This is a genomic window from Mesorhizobium sp. M0195 (genome assembly GCF_040322115.1).
Lineage (GTDB): Bacteria > Pseudomonadota > Alphaproteobacteria > Rhizobiales > Rhizobiaceae > Mesorhizobium.
Window position 1 is genome coordinate 36,400 of sequence record NZ_JAMYSV010000019.1, and the last position, 21,951, is coordinate 58,350.

At 62.0% G+C, this 21,951-nt stretch carries 20 protein-coding genes and 2 pseudogenes; 13 read left to right on the forward strand and 9 right to left on the reverse strand.

Features of this window, described 5'->3' with window-relative positions; translation table 11 throughout:
* Positions 1-22: 22 nt before the first annotated feature.
* A complete protein-coding gene (locus tag NKJ12_RS26120) occupies positions 23-1,336 on the forward strand; it encodes a M24 family metallopeptidase (protein ID WP_352706060.1) in 1,314 nt (437 codons plus the stop codon).
* 131 nt (positions 1,337-1,467) lie between these two features.
* On the opposite strand, the gene NKJ12_RS26125 is transcribed toward NKJ12_RS26120, so the two are convergent.
* Both NKJ12_RS26125 and NKJ12_RS26130 read right to left on the reverse strand, forming a co-directional pair.
* Positions 1,468-2,268, reverse strand: coding sequence for a phosphate/phosphite/phosphonate ABC transporter substrate-binding protein (locus NKJ12_RS26125; protein ID WP_352706025.1), 801 nt, complete (start codon positions 2,266-2,268; stop codon positions 1,468-1,470).
* Between the two features lie 84 nt (positions 2,269-2,352).
* Positions 2,353-3,363: a fatty acid desaturase gene (locus tag NKJ12_RS26130; protein WP_352646899.1), complete on the reverse strand. Its 1,011-nt coding sequence runs from the start codon at positions 3,361-3,363 to the stop codon at positions 2,353-2,355.
* Positions 3,364-3,592: 229 nt separating this feature from the next.
* On the opposite strand from NKJ12_RS26130, the gene NKJ12_RS26135 reads away from it, so the two are divergent.
* Both NKJ12_RS26135 and bmt read left to right on the forward strand, forming a co-directional pair.
* Positions 3,593-4,435 (forward strand): helix-turn-helix domain-containing protein, encoded by an 843-nt coding sequence (locus NKJ12_RS26135; RefSeq protein WP_254818179.1) that lies wholly within the window; start codon positions 3,593-3,595, stop codon positions 4,433-4,435.
* An 88-nt stretch (positions 4,436-4,523) separates the two neighbouring features.
* Positions 4,524-5,540 carry a betaine--homocysteine S-methyltransferase gene (gene bmt / locus NKJ12_RS26140; protein WP_352706027.1) on the forward strand — a complete coding sequence of 339 codons (1,017 nt, stop codon included), beginning with the start codon at positions 4,524-4,526 and terminating at the stop codon, positions 5,538-5,540.
* A 150-nt stretch (positions 5,541-5,690) separates the two neighbouring features.
* Here the strand turns inward: bmt and NKJ12_RS26145 are convergent, their stop codons facing one another.
* The 5 genes and pseudogenes from NKJ12_RS26145 to NKJ12_RS26165 form a co-directional block, all read right to left on the reverse strand.
* Complete coding sequence (locus NKJ12_RS26145) at positions 5,691-7,811, reverse strand: vWA domain-containing protein (protein WP_352706029.1); 2,121 nt, start codon at positions 7,809-7,811, stop codon at positions 5,691-5,693.
* A 2-nt stretch (positions 7,812-7,813) separates the two neighbouring features.
* Positions 7,814-8,374, reverse strand: coding sequence for an RNA polymerase sigma factor (locus tag NKJ12_RS26150; protein ID WP_352706031.1), 561 nt, complete (start codon positions 8,372-8,374; stop codon positions 7,814-7,816).
* A 67-nt stretch (positions 8,375-8,441) separates the two neighbouring features.
* A pseudogene (locus NKJ12_RS26155) lies at positions 8,442-8,849 on the reverse strand (dienelactone hydrolase family protein); the annotation flags it as partial.
* A gap of 85 nt (positions 8,850-8,934) precedes the next feature.
* Positions 8,935-9,624: a hypothetical protein gene (locus NKJ12_RS26160; RefSeq protein ID WP_352706034.1), complete on the reverse strand. Its 690-nt coding sequence runs from the start codon at positions 9,622-9,624 to the stop codon at positions 8,935-8,937.
* Between the two features lie 89 nt (positions 9,625-9,713).
* Positions 9,714-11,288: a trimethylamine methyltransferase family protein gene (locus NKJ12_RS26165; protein WP_254818174.1), complete on the reverse strand. Its 1,575-nt coding sequence runs from the start codon at positions 11,286-11,288 to the stop codon at positions 9,714-9,716.
* 310 nt (positions 11,289-11,598) lie between these two features.
* On the opposite strand from NKJ12_RS26165, the gene NKJ12_RS26170 reads away from it, so the two are divergent.
* Positions 11,599-12,297, forward strand: a complete 699-nt coding sequence (locus tag NKJ12_RS26170) for a cobalamin B12-binding domain-containing protein (RefSeq protein ID WP_023676506.1) — start codon at positions 11,599-11,601, stop codon at positions 12,295-12,297.
* Between the two features lie 82 nt (positions 12,298-12,379).
* Here NKJ12_RS26170 and NKJ12_RS26175 read toward each other — a convergent pair whose 3' ends face one another.
* On the reverse strand, positions 12,380-12,520 hold the full coding sequence (locus NKJ12_RS26175) for an entericidin A/B family lipoprotein (RefSeq protein ID WP_023676507.1): 141 nt from the start codon (positions 12,518-12,520) through the stop codon (positions 12,380-12,382).
* Between the two features lie 64 nt (positions 12,521-12,584).
* Between NKJ12_RS26175 and NKJ12_RS26180 the strand changes: the two genes are divergently transcribed.
* Positions 12,585-13,214: a DUF1638 domain-containing protein gene (locus NKJ12_RS26180; protein ID WP_254818173.1), complete on the forward strand. Its 630-nt coding sequence runs from the start codon at positions 12,585-12,587 to the stop codon at positions 13,212-13,214.
* Between the two features lie 8 nt (positions 13,215-13,222).
* On the opposite strand, the gene NKJ12_RS26185 is transcribed toward NKJ12_RS26180, so the two are convergent.
* A complete protein-coding gene (locus NKJ12_RS26185; protein WP_254818172.1) occupies positions 13,223-14,146 on the reverse strand; it encodes an NAD-dependent epimerase/dehydratase family protein in 924 nt (307 codons plus the stop codon).
* 121 nt (positions 14,147-14,267) lie between these two features.
* On the opposite strand from NKJ12_RS26185, the gene NKJ12_RS26190 reads away from it, so the two are divergent.
* From NKJ12_RS26190 to NKJ12_RS26225, 8 genes and pseudogenes are all read left to right on the forward strand, one after another.
* Entirely contained in the window at positions 14,268-14,843 is a 576-nt protein-coding gene (locus NKJ12_RS26190; RefSeq protein ID WP_352706036.1) for a DUF4893 domain-containing protein, read from the forward strand.
* 77 nt (positions 14,844-14,920) lie between these two features.
* Positions 14,921-15,336, forward strand: a pseudogene (locus NKJ12_RS26195) (hypothetical protein).
* Between the two features lie 43 nt (positions 15,337-15,379).
* Positions 15,380-16,291, forward strand: coding sequence for a fatty acid desaturase (locus tag NKJ12_RS26200; protein ID WP_352505749.1), 912 nt, complete (start codon positions 15,380-15,382; stop codon positions 16,289-16,291).
* A gap of 234 nt (positions 16,292-16,525) precedes the next feature.
* Positions 16,526-16,828, forward strand: a complete 303-nt coding sequence (locus tag NKJ12_RS26205) for a virulence factor (RefSeq protein ID WP_352505748.1) — start codon at positions 16,526-16,528, stop codon at positions 16,826-16,828.
* Complete coding sequence (locus NKJ12_RS26210; protein WP_352505747.1) at positions 16,821-17,444, forward strand: methylenetetrahydrofolate reductase C-terminal domain-containing protein; 624 nt, start codon at positions 16,821-16,823, stop codon at positions 17,442-17,444. The genes NKJ12_RS26205 and NKJ12_RS26210 overlap by 8 nt, the downstream gene beginning before the upstream one ends.
* The gene (locus tag NKJ12_RS26215; protein WP_352477600.1) at positions 17,441-18,532 is read left to right on the forward strand and encodes a methylenetetrahydrofolate reductase; all 1,092 of its coding nucleotides are present in this window, start codon (positions 17,441-17,443) and stop codon (positions 18,530-18,532) included. The genes NKJ12_RS26210 and NKJ12_RS26215 overlap by 4 nt, the downstream gene beginning before the upstream one ends.
* A gap of 80 nt (positions 18,533-18,612) precedes the next feature.
* Positions 18,613-19,587: a methyltetrahydrofolate cobalamin methyltransferase gene (locus NKJ12_RS26220; protein ID WP_023676516.1), complete on the forward strand. Its 975-nt coding sequence runs from the start codon at positions 18,613-18,615 to the stop codon at positions 19,585-19,587.
* A 111-nt stretch (positions 19,588-19,698) separates the two neighbouring features.
* Complete coding sequence (locus tag NKJ12_RS26225; RefSeq protein ID WP_352688163.1) at positions 19,699-21,768, forward strand: ASKHA domain-containing protein; 2,070 nt, start codon at positions 19,699-19,701, stop codon at positions 21,766-21,768.
* Positions 21,769-21,951 lie beyond the last annotated feature (183 nt).

Below are 21,951 nucleotides of genomic sequence, written 5' to 3' on the forward strand. Positions count from 1 at the left end.
GCCCCGTCATCACCGCAAGATCATGCCGTTCGAGCCGGACGGCTCGAACGATGTGCTGCGCAGAAAATCGCGGCTGAAGGCCGCTGAACTCAACCAGCATGCGCTGGGCTATGGAGCGCTGGCGGAAGCCGAATGGCAGGCGGCGGGAATTGCTGCCCCTGATCTGCCCGCCATGCGCCGATACCGGCTCGAGCGCATCCGCGCCGAGCTGAAGCGCCGCGACTATGCGGGAGCCTTGCTCTACGATCCGGTCAACATCCGCTATGCGACGGATGCGACCAACATGCAGCTCTGGGTCGCACACAATCGGACCAGGCACTGTTTCGTCGCCACCGATGGCCCGGTGGTGCTGTTCGACTACTTCTCCTGCGAGCACCTTTCCGATCATTCCGGCGTCGTCGACGAGGTGCGGCCGGCGGTGTCGTGGGCTTACCTCTACAGCGGCGAGCTGACCGGTCAAAAAGTCCGCCGCTGGGCAGCCGGCATCGCCGAGCTGGTATTGGAACATGGCGGCGGCAATCGCCGCATCGCCGTCGACCACATCAATCCCGAGGGCATCGAAGAGCTCGCCCGTCTCGGCATTTCGACCGGCAATGGCGAAGGGGTGATGGAAAATGCGCGGCTGATCAAATCGCCCGACGAGATCCTTGCCATGCGCCGGGCGATCGTCGCTTGCGAGGCAGCGATGGGCGAGATGGAGCAGGCGCTGAGGCCTGGCATCTCGGAGAATGAATTGTGGGCCGAACTCCATCGTGGCAACATCGCGCGCGGCGGCGAATGGATCGAAACCCGGCTCCTGTCGTCGGGTCCGCGCACCAATCCGTGGTTCCAGGAGTGCTCGTCGCGGACGATCGAGGCCGGCGAGCTCGTCGCTTTCGATACCGACCTGATCGGTCCTTACGGCTTCTGCGCCGACCTTTCGCGCACTTGGCTTTGCGGTGACGCGCGGCCGTCGCAGGAGCAGCGCGATCTGTTCCGCATCGCCGCCGGCCAGATCGCCCACAACACGGAGCTGATGCGGCCGGGCGTATCGTTCCGCGACCTCGTCGAGCGCTCGTCAGTGCCGCCGGGGGACTGCTTCCCGGCCCGTTACGGGGTGCTCTATCACGGTGTCGGTCTTGCCGACGAATACCCGACCTTGCTGCATGCTAGCGACTGGACCGACGACACACCCGACGGCGTGCTCGAACCTGGCATGGTGCTGTGCGTCGAGAGCTATATCGGTCGACTTGGCGGCTACGAAGGCGTGAAGATCGAGGAACAGATACTGATCACCGAGTCCGGCAATGAGAAGCTTTCGACCTACCCGCTCGACAATCGGCTGCTTGGCGGCTGAGCGACGCTAATGCATGTCGCGCAAAAGCATGCCCCCGGGGCTTGACCCGAGGGTGTGCAGCGGTTCTGCGATAACGACATGCGTAAACTGGAATCTAAAGTGCTCGCATGAGGCCGCCCGACGCGACGCGTTTATATGAGCGCTGCGATCGCCTCGCGCATCGTGGTGACGATCGTTTCCGGCGTTGTCCTGGCCGTGATGAACGGCAAGCCTTTGCGACGCCTTGTCCAGCCGACGACCGTCACCTTCTGCGCCGCAGGCTCGAAACGCTGCGCCAGCGCCCAGCTCTCGCAGTCGATCGCCGCGACGTCGGCCCTGCCCTCGGCAACGGCAACGATCGAAGCACGGTGCCCACAGCTTTCGCTCAACGCGGAAAAGATGTCCAGACTCTCGCCCAATACTTGCAGGTCGCGAGTTGGCGCGATGATGCCCGACATGGAATCCAGGCTGTTAAAGGTGAAACGCTGGCCGCGCAGCAGATCGAGCGGAATGACGGCACCGCCGTCGGCCGGCGACCTTGCCTGCGGTGCCTCGCCCGCTCTCATGATGAGGGCGCTCGAATAGAGTTCGCCCTGTCCACCCTCGAAGGCATCGTAACGCGGCTGACCGACGAGTTGGACACGTTGCGACAGGCCGAGTTCCATCGGTCCCCAACAGGTTTGCGCAAGGAGCAGCGCCGGGTGCAGCCAGAGCCGGTGAAAATCCAGCTCGTCCGGCGGCAATGTCGCCGGATCTGGCGCGACGGGTTTTCCCTGATCGTCTCGGATACCGCCAGGCACCGGAGGCAAATCGCCATTGCGGCGGATGATCGTCTCCGGCGCATCGATGCCTCTTTGTCTGAAGGTATCGCGCAACCGCGCCCATTGCGCGTCGACCTCGTCCCGCGCTTCCGGCCAGTCATACATCGGCAAAGCCGCAATGAATTCGCTCATGCCGGGGATTTGACCGTTATGCGAGGAAATTGACAAGTTCAGGAAAGCGTCGTCCGCGCGGAACCGCCTGCAACAACGCAAAATTCACTCTTTCGGCGGCTCGGCGGGTACCGGTGCGCTGCCAAGCCCATTGAGGCTGCGTGCCCTGACACGCGGCTTGAATGCGCGTCCCGGTTCCGGCATGCGCCGCAGCACGGGATGGACGACCGGCTCCTTCGCCTTGAAGGCATAGGCCTTGAGCAACGCGAAATAGTTCGGATAGGCGTAGCCATTGTTCATCCGCAGCCACTCGTCGCGGCGGTCGCGAAACAGTTTCGGCAGCCTGTACCAGGCCACCGTCGGGCTCTTATGATGGACGAAATGCAGATTGTTGTTGAGGAACAGGAAGGACAGCGGCGAGCGCTCGACGATGATCGTGCGGCCCTCCGGATGTTCCGACCATTGGTGCTCGGCGTAGGTGCGGATCGAAATCAGCGATTGTCCCAACCATACAGGCACCAGAACGTAAAGCCACAACGGCATGCCGAAGCCGAACTGCACGATGGGCAGCACGATGGCGAGGCCGATAGCGTGCAGCAGCCAGGCCTTGCGGACGACCTTGTCGCCCGCGACGACCTGCCTGGCGTCGCCGATGAAAAAGCCTATGCAGGACAGCCACGGGCCCAGCACGAAACGACCGAGCATTGTATTGTTGATCTTCAGCAGGAATTTCATCGCCGACGGCAGTCCCTCGTGCTGCCAGAGCGCCTTGTAATAGCTTTCGGGATCGTCGAGCGGATCGGTCAGGCGCTCGTCTGCATGGTGGCGCAGGTGAATGGTCTTGAACCGGCGAAACGGCCAGACAAGGCCAATCGGCAGGAACACAAACGCTTCGTTGAGCCGCGCGTTCCGGGTTGGGTGGCCGTGCAGGACCTCGTGCATCAGCGAGGATTGCAGCGTCGCAATCAGGGTCAGAAAGGCGAGCGCCAGCAGCGGGTAGGATGGCCAGAGCAGAAAGCCGGCAGCGAGCCAGCCGCCGTAGCAGAGAAGTGCGAGAAATACGGTCGGCCATTCGATGGCTGCTGCGCCGTGTCGCCTATTGCCCATGCTCGTCATGCTATCGACCACTGCCTTCCAGTCGCCGGAACCCGTTTGATTCCTGACAGCATTGTGTCAGGAGTGTTGCATCGGGGCAACGCGATAAAGCGCACAAACTGTTGCGATTGCGCATTTTCAGCTGCATATGTTATGTATTGTAAACAACGAACCGGATTCATTTACGCCTGAAGCTCCGCGCTCGCAGGTTTCAGCGCAAATTTTTCCTCCTATCGAGTGGGACGGCGATTTGGACAAACGCGACCTGTCGACGATCTTTCGTGAGCGCCTGAAAATGCTCTTGACAAGGTCCGATTTGAACCAGTCAGCGTTCGCCGGTGCGGTTGGCATCGACCGTTCGGCACTGTCGCAGCTGCTCTCCGGCGGCTCGACCCGCCTTCCCCGTGCTGAAACGCTGCTTAACATCGCCGCCGAATTCAAAGTCTCGCTCGACTGGCTGCTCGGCCTCAGCCACGACGAGGGCGTCACCGGTGAAATCCGCGAGAGCCTTGAGATCGAGGAGGCGCCGGACGGCTTCGACCGCACGCTGCTGGCTCGCTGGCATGCCGAGGCGGCGGGAACGAAAATCCGCTACGTGCCGGCCGGCATTCCCGATCTTCTGCGCACCGAGGCGCTTGTCGACTATGAAGCCGTCATCGCCAACAAGAGCCGCGAGGCACAGGCCGGCGAAACGCAGTATCGCATCGACTACAACCGACGGCCCGAAACCGACATGGAAGTCTGTATGCCGCGCCACACGCTGGAGATCTTCGCGCGCGGGCTGGGCGTGTGGGACCGCTTTCCGGAGGCCGACCGCCACCAGCAACTCCTGCACATGGCGACACTGCTCGACGACCTCTATCCCACCTTCCGCCTGTTTCTCTATGACGGGCGGATGCGCTATTCGATCCCCTACACGATCTTCGGACCTTATCGCGCTGCCATTTACGTCGGCGACATGTATCTGGTGCTGAACGCCACGCAGCCGATCCGCATCCTGACCAGCCATTTCGACAATCTGATCCGTGCCGCGGACGTCAACGCGCATGAGGCGGCCAGCTTCACACGAAAGCTGGCGGAGATGCGATTTTGACCGGTTGTTTCCCACGCCGACATTGACGTCACATAAAGAATTCTTTATATCGTTATCTCAATAATTCTCCGGGAAGGCGTATTCCACAATGACCAATCCGATCGACGCGCTGCTTGCCGAAAAGGGCGTCCTGCTCGCCGATGGCGCCACCGGCACCAATCTGTTCGCCATGGGCCTTGAGGCCGGCGAGGCTCCCGAGCTCTTGAACGAGACCGCACCCGATACCATCACCAGCCTGCACCAGAACTTTGTCGATGCCGGCGCCGACATCATCCTGACCAACTCTTTTGGCGGCACCCGCCATCGGCTCAAGCTGCATCATGCGCAGGACCGGGTCTATGCACTGAACAAGCGCGCCGCCGAGATCGCAAGCGCCGTTGCAAAAAAGGCCGGCCGCAAGGTGATCGTGGCCGGCTCCGTCGGCCCGACCGGCGAGCTGCTGGTACCGCTTGGCGCCATGACCTATGACGAGGCGGTCGAGGCCTTTGCCGAGCAGATCGAGGGGCTGAAGGCGGGCGGCGCCGAAGTCGCCTGGATCGAAACCATGTCGGCGCCGGACGAGATCCGTGCGGCCGCCGAAGCCGCCATCCGCGTCGGCCTGCCGTATACCTATACCGGCTCCTTCGATACCGCCGGCCGCACCATGATGGGACTGCTGCCGAAGGACATCCACGGCGTCGTCGATGGCCTGTCGCAGACACCGCTCGGTGTCGGCGCCAATTGCGGTGTCGGCGCCTCCGACATTCTCGCCTCCCTGCTCGACATGACCGAGGCGAGGCCGGAAGCAACGGTGATCGTCAAGGGCAATTGCGGCATTCCCGAATTTCGCGGTGCCGAGATCTACTATTCCGGCACACCCGAGCTGATGGCCGATTATGTGCGCCTAGCCGTCGATGCCGGCGCCAAGATCGTCGGCGGCTGCTGCGGTACCTCGTTCCAGCACCTTGCCGCCATGCGCAAGGCGCTCGATGCGCACACCAAGTCGGATCGCCCGACCGTCGAGCAGATCGTCGAACGCATCGGCCCAATGCGCAACAAGCAGGCTACGGTCAACGTCGCCGAGACCAGCGAAGCCCGCCGCGAGCGGCGCCGCGGACGCGCCTGACGCTTTCGTCTGCGACATGGTCCGCGCGAAGCAGTGCGGCGCCGAAAAAAAGGCCGGCAAGGTTTCCCTCGCCGGCCTGCCTCACCCGCCCGTAGGCCGGCTCCCCCTATCAGAACGATTCCATCTGAAAGAAACCGGCCGTCATTGCCACTACCGGTTACCGCCGAGCGCCGAGGCAAGGCGCACAAGCGAGAGGAACTCGGACCGGTATCCAAACGGGTCGGCTCCTCTGGCGGCGGTGGCAATCTGCATGATCTTGTCGTAGCCGAACTTCGCGGTCGCATCCTCGTCGCGCAGCTTCTGGCCGAAGGCAGCAACGGCAACGGAGAAACGCTGGTCGGTGCTGGCCTGGTCGAACGACGCCACTTCGTTGGCTGACGTCACTGTCGTGGTGATCAGCTTCGAAGTGTCCTCGTTCGGCAGCTTGTAGCGGATCTTGACGAAGGCATATTCGTCGGCATTGGCAACACCGCCATTGTTCACCGAGGCCTGGCCATAGCGCAGTTGATCAATCTGTTCGCCGCCGCTGCCCTTAGGCGTGATTTCGTAGATCGCTGTGACCGAATGGCCTGAGCCGATCTCGCCGGCGTCGACCCGGTCATTGTTGAAATCCTCGCGATTCATGGCGCGGGTCTCGTAGCCGATCAGCCGGTACTCCGAAACCTTGTTCGGGTTGAACTCGACCTGGATCTTCACGTCCTTGGCGATGGTGAACAGTGTCGAGGAGGCATCCTCGACCAGTACCTTCTCGGCCTCCGCCAACGTATCGATATAGGCAGCGGTGCCATTGCCGTTCTGGGCGATGGTCTGCATCATCTGATCGTTCAGATTGTCGCGGCCGAAGCCGAACACCGACAGGAATACGCCTGTCTTGCGCTCCTTTTCGATCAGCCGCTTCAGATCGTCATCGTCGGTCTGGCCGACATTGAAATCACCGTCGGTGGCGAGCATCACCCGATTGATGCCGTCCTTGACGAAGGATTTCTGCGCCAGCCGGTAGGCTTGCCTGATGCCGGCCTCGCCTGCCGTCGAGCCGCCCGATGTCAGATTGTCGATGGCAGCGAGGATCTTGTCCTTTTCCGAAGCCTTGGTGGGCTCCAGCACGGTACCGGCATCGCCCGCATAGGTGACGATCGAGACGGTGTCGTCAGGTCTCAGCTTGTTGACCAGCAGTCGGAAGGCCGACTGCAGGAGCGGCAGCTTGTCCTGCTCGTTCATCGAGCCCGACACATCGATCAGGAAGACCAGATTGGCCTTGGGCTGCTCGGCCGGCTTCACGTCGAAGCCCTTGATGGCGACATGCATCAGCCTGGTGTGCTCGTTCCACGGGGTCGGCATGACGCTGACGGTCGAGTTGAACGGCGCCGAGGCGGAGCCCGGTCCCTTCCACTCATAGGGGAAGTAGTTGACCATCTCCTCGACGCGCACCGTATCGGCTTGCGGAATAAAACCTTCCTTCAGCGAGCGCCGCACGAAGGAATAGGAAGCGGTGTCGACATCGATAGAGAACGTCGAGACCGGATCTTCCAGCGCGGCATGCACCGGATTGGTCTTGAAATTCTCGATGCGATCGCGGTTTTCCTCTTGCGGCAGCATCTGGTCGGCCGGCGCAGCGGCAGGCTGCTGTGCCATCAGCTTGGGCTCGGCAACCGTGCCAGGCATACGTCCGACCCGCGCGCCGCCATCGACCGCCGGAGCCGCGGTGCTGGTGCCGCCATTCAGCGCAAACTCGCCACTCTGCGCCGGTTCGGGAGCATTGCGGGTGAGCACGTCCTGCTGCGTCAACCCACCGACTGCCGTCGATTCCGCTTTCGGCGGCGATGTCGGCGCCACAAGCGCCTCGCCGACGTCGCGATTTTCACTGTCAGCATCCGCCTTCTTCTGCTTGTCCGCTTCGGCCACGACCGGCGGTTTGACGGTCGCCGGCTTGTCGGCCAGCGTTTCGGTGATCTTATCGTCCCCGCCGAATTCGGGCCCGCTGAATGTGGATTCCCCAAGCATGTACATGGCAGCGTATCCGGCGATCGGCAGGGCAACGAGCCCGGCGAGGGCCGGCGTGGCGAAGAGTTTCTTTTGCATGATTTCGCTCCAGAGCCTTTGTGCTCGCTCTGTGAGACGAAGCCCGCTCACCGATCCTTGGGCGGCCGGTAAAGTTCTTTCTTCCATGTCATAGGCGCGCAGCGCGGCCTGGAGGGCACGCGCCTTTGCGTCCGCGTCCGGCGCCGGTGCCGCGATGTCGCGCAGTCTCTTGAGTTCGTTGTCGTCGACCATGGTCACACTTCCCCGGCTGAACGCATCAGCGTCTTCAGCCGTTTCTTCGCTTCATGGATGTGCCAGGAAACCGTCGTCTCCGAGATCGCCATCGCCTCGGCGGCGGCTGCATGGCTCAGCCCTTCGCCATAGACCAGCAGCACCGCGTCGCGCTGCTTGTCCGGCAGCTTGCGCACCGCCGCCCAGAGCGCCTCGGCCGGGTCTTCCGGCTCAGCCGAGATTTCCCCCAAAATCAGGACATAGGCGCCATAGGCATCGGTCTTGACCGTCTCGCGGGCGGTCTTGCGCATCATGTCGCGCGCCGCATTCAGCGTCATGGCGTAGAGCCATGTCGTGAAGGCGCCGCTGCCATGATAGTCGCGGATCGCCCGGCCAATCCGGACGCAGACTTCCTGGGCGATATCTTCTGCGTCGGCCTTTTTCCCGCACCAGCGATAGGCGGCGCGATAGACGAAACCGTAGTGCCTTTCGAGCAACTTGCCGAAAGCACCCCGATCTCCGCCCTTCGCCCGCCCGATCAGTTCAGCGTCGGAGGCTTCGCTTTCGTCCAGCATCATCGCCATCATTGCCTGTTGGACGAAGGCTAATGGCTGTTCCTTGGGGCGATGGAAAGAATTTTCTGGCGCGCCGTCACGTCGTAACGGTTGGCGTGCCCTGACCGAGCGTCTCCGCGAACAGCGTCGTCAGCCGCTTCCAGTGGCGCTCGGCGCCGGCTGCATCGAAGGCGCTGTGGTCCGGCACGCACCAGCCGTGCGCCATGCCGGCATAGTTCTCGATGACATGGTCGACCTCGGCCGCGCGCAGCGCTTCAGCCAGCCGCGCCGTTTGCGCGGGCGGAAAGCTGCGATCTGTGCCGGCCGTACCGATATAAACCCTTGCCTTGAGCGAAGCGGCCTTCCGGTGCGGACTGTTGGCAGCGTCACCAGCCAGATTGCCGCCGTGGAAACTGGCCGCCGCGACGATGCGGCCGGGATAGCTGGCCGCTGCGTTCAGCGCCCGCGCTCCACCCATGCAGTAGCCGACAATGCCGACCGGCCCGGCGTGCGATAGATACCCGCGGTGACCGTCGCGGCAAGCTGTAGTGAGGCGATCTGCTTCAAGATTTCGTGCGGCATCGGCGACGCTACAGACGCGCGAATGCTGCCATGTGAAAGGCCTGAACTTCGGCCGGATAGCGATAGTCGGTGCCGTAAGGACAGGCGTTGCGATCAAGGCAGCCGCCGGTGCGGCAGGGCGCGCCGTTTTGCCCGCGCACATGGGCCAGACAGGTTTCATGTGCAAACCCATCCGCAGAATAAGCCTTTACCGGACAGGATTTCAGGCAAGGTTTTTCCAGACATGTATCGCAAAGGTGAATTATGTCGCGGGGTTCTTGGAGCGCAATTTCGTCTTCGAACAGCAGCGCGCCGCGATAGGCATGCCAGAGCCCATATTGCGGATGCATGAGAATGCCGAGCGGTGACGGCTTCAGCCCCTCCGCACGCATCGCCCATTGCTGGAATGGCAGATAAGGCCTGTCGGACGGCGACACCGCGCGCGCCCCGAATTTTCCGGCCACCGCGCCGATCACTTCGCGCGACCATCTGTCGAGCGGATCGTCGATCGGCTGTGACTGTTTCTCCAGCCAGCGCATGAAGTGCGGCCAAGGTGCGGCACCCGCCTGCCCCACCAGCAGGATGGATTTGGCGGCAGCGCCGGAGAGATCGGAAGGCGCCTTCTCAGCGCCTGCAAAATTGAAGCCGCCGCAAAGCACGAGACCGTGTGCGGAAAGTGCCGCCGCGATGGTTTCGACCATGCTGCGCTCGAGGATCATCCCTTCTTGTCCGGGTCGGAGAAGGCGCTCCGCCAGACTTCCTTGTGGATGATGTTGGCGACTTTAGCCCCGCCTGATTCGGGCTCCTTTCAGGTGAAGGCGTCGGCCATCGACGCCTTCTTCCTGGCAATGAAGTCCTTCAGCCCGTCGTCGATACCCGGATCGAGATGCGGCGCCTCGTAGCTTTCCAGCCAGCGGCGGGCGAGCTCGTTGGCGCGCTGCGGCGCGGTTTTTTCGCCTTCGGCCAGCCATTGCTCGTAAGAATTGTTGTCGGCGATGTTGGAACGGTAGAACGCGGTCTGGAAATTCGCCTGGGTGTGGTCGCAGCCGAGATAGTGGCTGCCCGGGCCAACCTGGCGGATGGCGTCCATCGCCTGGCCGTTTTCCGACAGGTCGACGCCTTCGGAGAACTTCTGCGTCATGCCGAGCTGGTCGATATCCATCATGAACTTTTCGTAGCAGGAGGCGAGACCGCCCTCGAGCCAGCCGGCCGAATGCAGCACGAAATTGGTGCCGGCCAGGATCGTCGAGTTCAGCGTGTTGGCGCTCTCGTAGGCGGCCTGCGCATCGGGGATTTTTGAAGCACAGAGCGAACCGCCGGTGCGGAACGGCAGGCCGAGCCTGCGGGCAAGCTGTGCGGCGCCATACGAGACCAGCGACGGCTCCGGCGTGCCGAAAGTCGGCGCGCCCGACTGCATCGAGATCGACGAGGCGAAGGTGCCGAACAGAACCGGCGCACCCGGCCGGATCAGTTGTGTGAACGATGCCCCGGCCAGAACCTCGGCCAAAACCTGTGTCAGCGTGCCGGCGACCGTCACCGGGCTCATCGCACCGGCAAGGATGAACGGCGTGACGATACAGGCCTGATTGTGGCGCGAATAGACCTTCAGCGCTCCCAGCATGGTCTCGTCGAAGACCATCGGCGAGTTGGCATTGATCAGGCTGGTCAGCACCGTGTTGTTCTCGACGAAATCGTCACCAAACACGATCTTGGCCATCGCCACCGTGTCTTCAGCGCGCTCGGGCGCGGTCACCGAGCCCATGAACGGCTTGTCCGAATATTTGATATGGCTGTAGACCATGTCGAGATGCCGTTTGTTGACCGGCACGTCGACCGGCTCGCAAACCGTGCCGCCCGAATGGTGGATCGACGGCGCCATATAGGCGAGTTTCACGAAATTCCGGAAATCCTCGATCGTCGCATAGCGCCTGACGCCGTCGAGATCGCGCACGAAGGGCGGTCCATAGACTGGCGCGAACACTGTCGCGTTGCCGCCGATCTGCACCGAGCGCTCGCCGTTGCGAGCGTGCTGGGTGTAGACGGACGGAGCGGTCTTCAACAGCGAGCGGCAGAGGCCCTTGGGGAAATGCACCCGCTCGCCCTTGACGTCGGCGCCCGCCTCTTTCCAAAGCTTTAGCGCCTCGGCGTCGTCGCGGAAGATGATGCCGATCTCCTCCAGCACCGTGTCGGTGTTCTTTTCGATCAGCGCCAGCCCTTCCTCGTCCAGCACTTCATAGACGTTGATCTTGCGCTTGATATAGGTGAGCTGTGTGCCGGGGCCGCCGCCCGAACGTGCAGCCCGTCGGGCTGCGGCGCCACCGCTGGCAGCGCGTCCGCGCCGCGCGTTTGACGCTTCCTGATCGACCGGCGCGTTCTCACTCATAATCGTTCTTCCCTGGCTTTCGTTCTGGCCTTGATTTACTCCGGCCGGGCTCTTGTACCGGCCTGAAATCCGTTTGCGGCCGCATATTGCGGTCTCTGGCCGGATCGTAGCCATGCACCCTATTCGAAACGGCCCGCCAGCGCCAACGCCTGTCGCAAAATCGACAAGAATTCCAAGAGATTTACGGTCGCTTTCGTTTTGCGGGAAGTCGCAAATCAGCTATGGACAACCGGCCCATGCGGGTTAGGTATTGGCGCGATATTTTTTAAGCTGCCGCGATAGTTGTAGCCGGCAAGGAGCCTGAGAAAAAATGGCCGACGACGAGATCATCCTTTCGGAACTCTCCGACGACGAGTTGGTGCAGCAGATGCACGACGATCTTTATGACGGGTTGAAGGAAGAAATCGAGGAAGGCACCAATATCCTTCTCGAGCGCGGCTGGGCGCCTTACAAGGTGCTGACCGAGGCTCTGGTCGAAGGCATGCGCATCGTCGGTGAGGATTTCCGCGATGGCATCCTGTTCGTTCCCGAAGTGCTGCTGTCGGCCAACGCGATGAAGGCCGGCATGTTCATCCTGCGTCCGCTGCTTGTCGCCACTGGCGCGCCAAAGCAGGGCAAGATGGTGATCGGCACCGTCAAGGGCGACATCCACGATATCGGCAAGAACCTGGTCGGCATGATGATGGAAGGCGCCGGCTTCGATGTCATTGACCTCGGCATCAACAATGCGGTCGAAAAATATCTCGATGCCATCGAAAAGCACCAGCCCGACATTATCGGCATGTCAGCGCTACTGACGACGACCATGCCTTACATGAAGGTCGTCATCGATACGATGAAGGAAAAGGGCATTCGCGACGACTATGTTGTGCTGGTCGGCGGTGCGCCGCTCAACGAGGAATTCGGCAAAGCCGTCGGTGCCGACGCCTATTGCCGCGACGCCGCGGTGGCGGTCGAGACCGCCAAGGACTTCATGAAGCGCAAGCACAACGTCCGCGCTTCGGCCTGAGGTCAATAAGTCCGGCACCAACGAGAAAAGCCGCGCCTTGCAGTGCGGCTTTTTTATTCCCAAATGTTTAGAGCCGTGCGGATCAGGGTTTCTTGACGGTATCGTCAACAGCTTTAGCAGTGGATTTGATATCCTTACCGACGCCGCGCACCGTGTTGGCGCAGGCCGAAACAGCCAAGGCGCAGGCGAGAATAGCGATTGGCGCAACGCGGAACAATTTCATGAATGGTGTCTCCCTCAGCATATAAATTCGCTGGACAGCAACGAAGATGGATTAGACTGGTTCCATGACTACCGCGCGAAAACAACAATCCGATCAGGGCGACAGGCTGCTCGTCATCGCCTGCGGGATGATTGCGCGCGAGGTTTTGGCGGTCAAGGAGCAGCTTGGGCTCGACCATCTCGACCTGACCTGCCTGCCAGCGGAGTTCCACTTCTATCCGGACCGCATCGCGCCGGCCATGGACAAGGCAATCGAGAAGGCCAAGACCGACGGCTACAGACACATCTTCGTCGGCTATGCCGATTGCGGCACGGGTGGCTTGCTCGATCGGATCTGCGAGAAGCATGGCGTCGAGCGCATGGCCGGGCCGCATTGCTTTGCTTTCTACCAGGGCATGGATACCTATGCGAAGGTCGCCGATGATGACATGATGTCGTTCTACATGACCGATTTCCTCTGCCGGCAATTCGATGCCTTCTTCATGAAGCCGCTCGGCCTGGACAAGCACCCGGAGCTGATCAAGGACTATTTCGGCAACTACGAGAAGCTGATCTATATCGCTCAGACTGACGACCCGGAACTCGACAAGGTCGCCGAAAAGGCGGCGAAAATGCTCGGTCTCGCCTATGAGCGGCGCTCGACCGGCTATGGTGACCTGACGAAGGAACTGGCCAGCGCTGCAATCCTGGCTTGACGGTACTTCTAGGCAAGGCCTTCTTCAGCTTCGAGCCCGGCGAGCACATCGGCAAAGCTCGTCTTGCAGACGAAACCCAGCCGGTCCCTCGCTCGCGACGCATCGTAGACCCGGTCGATCGACGAAAAAATCGTCCAGCCTTTCTTCGCGTAGAGTGCCGGATAATCCGGAAAATAGCGTGCGACGACCGAGGGTGCATCGGCGATCAATGCCGCGCAATCCTCGGGCTGGAACGGTGTCGGTGCCGAAATGATGAAGATGTCGAAGCCCAATTGCGGTGCTTTCTCCAAGGCAGCGATATGGGCATCGGCAGCATCCTCCACCGTCAGCCGGCGAAACAAAAGCTCATTGGCTTTGGTGTTGGCGTCCGACTGTTCGATCACGTGCGCCATATCGTCTGCTTCGGGAAAGAACCGAGCGGTGCGCAGTACGATCGACGGAAGGCCGAACTGGAGCTGGTAAAGGCGACAAAGATGTTCCGCGGCAAGCTTGGTGACGCCATAGATGTTGCGTGGCTCCGGCGACATGTCTTCCGTCAGCCATGCCGCCTTGCGCGCGCCTCCCGTGAAACCGGCGCGTATGGCCTCGGAAATCATCAGCGATGTCGTCGACGTAAACACGAAGCGCTGAACCGCGAATGCAGCGGCCGCATCGAGCAGGTTGAGCGTGCCGCGCACATTCGTCTCGACGAAATCCTCGTTGCGATAACGTTCGATGTCGGGCTTGTGCAGCGCGCCGCTGTGGATGATGGCCTCGATGCGGTTCTCCTCGACCGCCTGCATGACCAGGTCGCGATCGGCGACTGAGCCGACGATTGGAGTTTCCGAAGACGGAACGGGATCGAGGCCGGTGACGTCATGGCCGAGGGCCCGCAGGCGCGGTGCCAAGGCGCTGCCCAGCCAGCCCGACGATCCCGTCAGCAAGATCCGCATTCTTTCCACCTCGTTTCCGCTGTCGATGCCCAAGCACGGATGACAGAACGTGGCGAAACATTAAGGTATGCGCCAGACAAGAAAACGGGCTGCTCTAGCCATCAACAGGGAAACGCCACCGATGATCGCTCGCCTCATGTTTGCCGCAGCAACTGTCCTCTGCTTGACCATGCCCGCGTTCGCCGACGGCGAGGTGCAGAAGTTGATAACGGCTGCCGACAAGGCGCGGCTCGACAAATATGGCGAGACGCGCAAGGCAGCGCTTGACGAGGCGAAGGCCGGCGATCCAGCCGAGGTCAAGCAGCTCGACGCCTTGCTGGCAAAGCCGCTGGTTTCCTTCTCCGACAACGACCTGACCGGCAACTGGCAATGCCGCACCATCAAGGCCGGCGGATTGAGCCCGCTCGTCATCTATGGCTGGTTCAAATGCAAGGTGAGCGACGATGGTTCCGGCTGGAGACTGGAAAAGATCACCGGCTCGCAGCGCACCAAGGGCCGCTTCTTCGACGATGGCGAGAAACGCGCCATCTATCTTGGTTCCTTCTACGTCAACGACGATCCGGCAAAGCCCTACGGCAGCGGCCCGGAAAGCGATCAGGTCGGCTATGCCTTCCGCAACAGCGCCAGCGAATGGCGCATCGAGTTCCCGGCGCCCTATTACGAATCGAAGCTCGACATCCTCGAACTCAAGCGCTGAGCCCCGATCACCAAGGGTTAACCCGGTCAGCCTAGCATTCGCGCGCAAAGAACAGGTCTTTGCGGAGGTCGCGAACCATGGCACGGTCGAAACCAAACCAACGACCGATCGTCGTCGTCACCGAAGGCGGCTCGCATATCTGGGCGATCGTCAACGCGGTCGCCGATCAACTCGGGCCGGTCAGTGTTATCCTCGAAGCACCTGAATCCAAAAAGCAATTGCTTCTCGGACGGGCGCGACGGCAAGGCTGGGCCTCGGCCATCGGTCAACTCGGCACGATGATGCTGACCCGGCAAAACCGCAGCCGGGCGACACAATTTCAAGCTACGCGTTGCGGCAGGCGGCGTTCTCGCGCGACATCTGCGTCGAGGCGGTCAGAGATGCGCTGGCCGGCAAGCTCGGCACGGTCGAGCCCGGCCTGCCTTCGAAACAATGGTATCACCCGACGGTCTGGTCCTATCTCTGGACCGGGATAACGAACGGCGTCTGGTGACGCGCCGATTTACCGGATGCCCACCCGCCGCTAACATTGCATCATGAGCGACATCGATCACCGCACCATCATTGCCGGCCTTTCGGTCGAGGACCGTCGCGACCTCACCGCCAGGCTTGACCGGCCAGGCATTTTCCGGCTGGCCGCCCATGGCGGGCTGGTTATCCTGCTGGGCGCGTTGATCGCCGCCCGCATCCCGTTCTGGCCGCTTCTCGTCTTGCCGCAGGGAATCCTGATCGTCTTCTTCTTCACGCCGCTGCACGAGACCATCCATGAAACGGCGTTCAGGACGGCGTGGCTCAATCGCGCTGTTGCCGCCGTGGCCGGCTTCCTGATCCTGCTGCCGCCGGCATGGTTCCGCTATTTCCATTTCGCCCATCACCGCCATACGCACGACCCCGAAAACGACCCCGAACTGAGGGCGCCGAAGCCGGAGACCGTCAGCCAATATCTGCGCTATCTGTCGGGCGGCCCCTATTGGATCGCCATGGGCCGCGTGGTCGCAACCAATGCGGCTGGCCGCAATCGCGACGGCTTCGTACCGGAAAAGAGTCGCGGCAAGGTGGTTGCCGAAGCACGGCTGTTCCTTATCGGTTATGCGGTGTTGCTGGCCGCATCTCTCACCATACAGTCGGCGCTGCTGTTGTGGGTCTGGATCGTGCCGGTGCTGGTAGGACAGCCGTTTTTGCGGGCCTACCTGCTGGCCGAGCACGCGTTGTGCCCGCATGTCGCCAACATGCTCGAGAACACCCGCACCACCTTCACCAACAGGCTGGTGCGCTTCGTGGCCTGGAACATGCCATACCATTCGGAGCACCATTCCTATCCGGCCGTTCCCTTCCACCGCCTGCCGCGCTTCCATGAGATCGTCGCGGAGCATCTAGGCACGACCGAACGAGGTTACGTGCGTTTCCACAGGAAGCTGGTCGGCAGCTTCGATGGCCGCGCCGGCTGACCTGTGCTGAAAGACTCCGCTTTCAACCGCGGCCGTCGATTGCGTCGCTTTTGAAGGCCCCCGCGTCGTCCCATAACAAGCAGCCCAACAGCGCTTCCGGCAATGCTCGAAACCACTGCATTGGCCCAAAACATCGGAATCGATCTTTGGAGGGCACGATGCAGCGGAGTTAGATGGTAGAGCATCGTTTGTGCGTTCGATTGGACGCGCGGCGCTCTGCAGGAGCAGGAATTCATGGCCGATCTGATCGTCGTCTACTGGCGCGACATCCCCGCCCAGGTCATCGTCAAAAAGGGCCGGCAGAACGCCAAGCGCGAACTGCCGCTGCGCTTCACCGAGGCGATCGACATGTGCGCCATGCGCACCGGCGCCGGCGGCACCGACGACTATCTTGCCGAATGGCGCAAGGCAGAACCCATCCTAGTCGGTGACGATCTTGAAGCCGAGGCGGAGAAGGCTCTTCAGGAAATCGATGCGAAATACGACCGCGAGCGGCTGATAGCTCTGGTCAAGGCGGGCGGCAAAGAAAATGTCTGATCCCCAATCAATGCCGGCGACGACGGCTCAGACCGGCCTGACGCAGGCGACCATCGTCAGGAAGGCGGCGCCGAAATCCGACTACAAGCCGGCCGACGTGTCGCCGCAGCGGCGCGTGCAGCGTTCGTTTGCAGTGCGGCTTTGGTCGGTCCGGCATTCGCGGTTGCTCGAATGGTTTTACGCCAAATTCGCCGACATGTTTCTGCTCCTCCACCCGCTTTGGAAGGGCATCGGCTACAGCCGCGTCGAAGGACCGGTGAAATTCGTCGAAAAGCGCGTCAAGGGTTTCATGTTCGACTGCCGCATGTGCGGCCAGTGCATCCTTTCCTCGACCGGCATGTCGTGCCCGATGAACTGCCCTAAGCAATTGCGCAACGGCCCTTGTGGCGGTGTCCGCGCCAACGGCAATTGCGAGGTCGAGCCTGATATGCCCTGCGTCTGGGTTAAGGCCTGGGAAGGCTCGCGGAACATGGTGCATGGCGACAGGATTTTGGAGGTGCAGAAACCGGTCGACCAATCCTTGCGCGAGACCTCCGCGTGGCTGCGCGTCACCGCGCAGGCGGCGGCCGCCCGCGATGCGGCCCGGAACATTACCAACACTGGAGCGTCGGCATGATTGGCCGCCAGCCCGACGAGAATCCGGCCGGCATCCATTTGCCGCTCGATCCCCTGCCCGGCCACACCTCGCGTGGTCGCCTGGAGCGCGTATTGAGACGCGGCGAATTCGCAGTGACGACCGAGCTCAATCCGCCCGACAGCGCCGATCCGGAAGACGTCTACAACCGCGCCAGGATTTTCGACGGCTGGGTCGACGCCATCAATGCCGTCGACGCTTCCGGCGCCAACTGCCACATGTCGTCGGTCGGCATCTGCGCCCTCCTGACCCGCATGGGCTATGCCCCGATCATGCAGATCGCCTGCCGCGACCGGAACCGCATCGCCATCCAGGGCGACGTGCTTGGGGGTGCTGCGATGGGCGTCGCCAATATGCTCTGCCTGACCGGCGACGGCGTGCAGGCCGGCGACCAGCCCGGCGCCAAGCCGGTGTTCGATCTCGACTGCATGTCGCTGCTCGAAACCTGCCGTATCATGCGCGACAACGGAAAATTCCTGTCCGGCCGCAAATTGACGACCCCGCCGCAGCTTTTCCTTGGCGCGGCCATCAACCCGTTCGCGCCGCCGATCGATTTCCGGCCCTATCGGCTTGGCAAGAAGATCGCTGCCGGCGCGCAGTTCGTGCAGAGCCAGTATTGCTTCGACGTGCCGATGTTCCGTACCTACATGCAGAAGGTCCGCGATCTCGGCTATACCGAGAAATGCTTCATCCTGTGCGGCGTCGGGCCGCTGGCCTCGGCCAAGACGGCCAAATGGATCCGCTCCAACGTGCCGGGCATTCACATTCCCGATCAGATCGTCAAGCGCCTGGAAGGCGCTCAGGATCAGAAGAAGGAAGGTAAGCAGCTCTGCATCGACATCATCAATGAGGTGAAGGAAATTCCCGGTGTGTCCGGCGTTCATGTGATGGCCTATCGCCAGGAAGAATACGTCGCCGAGATCGTCGACGAATCCGGCGTGCTGAAGGGTCGCCGGCCATGGAAGCGCGAAATCCGCCGCGACGACCAGCTCGTTGCCGACCGGCTCGACCACATACTGCATGACGACCTCACCGAAACCCAGGTCGACATGGTCAAAACCGCGCATTGACAGCGCGAATCGTCAGCATTCGCTTGATCACAAACAGATAACGATATAAAGAACTCTTTATATCACGATGGAGAGATTTCATGACCCGCACCATCGTCGCCTCGGCGACACGAGAAATCATCATCGGCTTCGATCAGCCCTTCTGCGTGATCGGCGAGCGCATTAATCCGACCGGCCGCAAAAAGCTCGCCGCCGAAATGATCGCCGGCAATTTTGAGACCGTCATCAAGGATGCGCTGGAGCAGGCCGCCTGCGGCGCGACCATGCTCGACGTCAACGCCGGCGTCACCGCAGTCGACCCCAACGCCACCGAGCCGGCGCTGCTGGTGCAGACGCTGGAGATCGTGCAGGGCCTGGTCGATCTGCCGCTGTCGATCGACTCCTCGGTGACCGCCGCGATCGAAGCGGCGCTGAAGGTCGCCAAGGGCCGGCCGCTGGTCAATTCCGTCACCGGCGAGGAGGAAAAGCTCGAAGCCATCCTGCCGCTGATCAAGAAATACAACGTTCCGGTCGTCGCCATTTCCAACGACGAGACCGGTATTTCGATGGACCCCGATGTGCGCTTTGCCGTCGCCAAGAAGATCGTTCAGCGCTGCGCCGACTTCGGCATTCCGGCGCATGACGTGGTCGTCGACCCGCTGGTCATGCCGATCGGCGCGCTGGGCGATGCCGGCCGCCAGGTATTTGCCCTGCTACGCCGGCTGCGCGAGGAGCTCAAGGTCAACACCACCTGTGGCCTCTCCAACATCTCATTCGGCCTGCCGCACCGTCATGGCATCAACGCCGCCTTCATCCCGATGGTGATCGGCGCCGGCATGACCTCGGCGATCATGAACCCGGTGCGGCCGCAGGAAATGGAAGCGGTGCGCGGCGCCAACGTGCTGAACGGCACCGACGAGAACTGCACCAACTGGATCAGGACATACAAGGACTACAAGCCTGCTGAAGGCGGCCAGGCCGTTGCCGCCCGGACGCAGGTCAACGCGCCGGGCGATGGCAATGGCAATGGCGGACGCAGGCGCGGCGGCCGCGAAGCGCGGATGGCCCGGGGTTGAGCCATGGCTTGGCCGACACGATATGGGTTTACGACTGGGAGGAACCGAAACACAGCGGCATCGCTGCCGTGGCCAAGACCCGAGCAGCGTAGAAAGTAAAGTCTGGAACGAATGAACTCTCCCGTCAACATCACTGATCCGCTCGTGCTGTTCATGCCGTCGGGCAAGCGCGGGCGGTTTCCGGTCGGCACACCGGTTCTGGATGCCGCGCGCCAGCTTGGTGTCTACGTCGAGAGCGTGTGCGGCGGGCGTGCCACTTGCGGGCGTTGCCAGATCGAGGTGCAGGAAGGCAATTTCGCCAAGCACAAGATCGTCTCCTCCAACGATCACCTCTCGCCCAAGGGCGCCAAGGAAGAGCGCTACGAGCGCGTTCGCGGGCTCCCCGAGCGGCGCCGCTTGTCCTGCTCGGCACAGATCCTCGGCGATCTCGTCGTCGACGTGCCGCAGGACACCGTTATTAACGCGCAGACTATCCGCAAGGACGCCGATACCAGGGTCATCGCCCGCGATGCGGCTATCCGCATGTGCTATGTCGAGATCGAAGAACCCGACATGCACAAGCCGCTCGGCGACCTCGACCGCCTGAAGATCGCGCTGATGAAGGACTGGGGCCTCAAGAGCCTAGATTTCGATTTCCATCTGTTGCCGCAGGTGCAAGGCATTTTGCGCAAAGGCAACTGGACCGCGACGGCCGCCATCCACAAGGACACCGACAGCGAGACCGCGCGGGTCATCGCTCTGTGGCCTGGCCTGAAGAACGAGGCATACGGGCTTGCCTGCGATATCGGCTCGACCACGATCGCCATGCATCTGGTGTCGTTGCTGTCGGGTCGGGTCGCCGCCTCGTCGGGCACCTCCAATCCGCAGATCCGCTTCGGCGAGGATCTGATGAGCCGCGTCTCTTACGTGATGATGAACCCGGACGGCCGCGAAGGCATGACGGTCGCCGTGCGCGAGGCCATTTCGGGCCTCGTCGACAAGGTCTGCGCCGAAGGCAACGTCCAGCGTAACGATATCCTGGATTCCGTTTTCGTCGGTAATCCGATCATGCATCATCTGTTCCTCGGCATCGATCCGACCGAACTCGGCGGCGCTCCCTTCGCGCTAGCCGTCTCCGGCGCCGTGCACATCAAGGCATCGGATATCGGCTTGAAACTCAACCAGGGCGCCAGGCTTTACATGCTGCCTTGCATTGCCGGCCATGTCGGCGCTGATGCGGCTGCAGTGACGCTGTCGGAAGGCCCGCATCGGCAGGACGAGATGATGCTGATCGTCGATGTCGGTACCAATGCCGAGATCGTGCTCGGCAATCGCCAGCGGGTCGTGGCGGCCTCCTCGCCAACCGGCCCGGCCTTCGAGGGTGCGGAAATCTCCGGTGGCCAGCGCGCCGCACCGGGTGCAATCGAACGCGTCCGTATCGATCCCGAAACGCTGGAGCCGAAATACCGCGTTATCGGCTCGGAACTCTGGTCCGACGAGCCGGGCTTCCTCGACAGCGTGCAGGCGACCGGCGTCACCGGCATTTGCGGCTCCGGCATCATCGAGGTGGTAGCCGAGATGTACCTCGCCGGCATCATTTCCGAGGACGGCGTCGTCGATGGATCGCTGAGCGGCCACTCGCCTCGCGTCGTCGCCAATGGCCGCACCTTCTCCTATGTGCTGAAGGAAGGCGAGCCCAAGATCACCATTACCCAGACCGACGTGCGCGCCATCCAGCTTGCCAAGGCGGCGCTTTATGCCGGAACCAAGCTTTTGATGGAAAAGCAGCACACCGAACATGTCGACCGTATCCATTTTGCCGGCGCGTTCGGCTCGTTCATCGATCCGAAATACGCAATGGTGCTGGGCCTGATCCCGGACTGCGACCTCGACAAGGTCTCGGCCGTCGGCAATGCGGCCGGCGCCGGCGCCCGCATGGCGCTCCTGAACCGCGGCTATCGCCGCGAGATCGAGGAAACCGTCAGCAGGATCGAGAAGATCGAGACGGCGCTGGAGCCGAAATTCCAGGAACATTTCGTTTATGCCATGGCGCTCCCAAATAAGATCGACCCGTTCCCCAAGCTGTCGGCGGCGGTGAAACTGCCGCCGCGCAAGACGGTGAGCGAAGACGGCATTGCCGGCGACGCTGCCCCGCGACGGCGTTCGCGCGAAGGCCACGCCGCGCGGCGCGGGCGGGGATGACTCGCCTCCGCTCGGCTGTCAGCCTTTCTATTTTCATTTGTATGCAAATGTTTCCAGATCGCGCCGATCTGGAAACGAAATCGCGTTTTCGTGAAATCCGCCAGATACATGTGCGGAGCATTTAACCGGCATCGAACGGCAGGCAGAAACAGTTGTCGGCCACCGCAACGCTCCAAAGGAGAT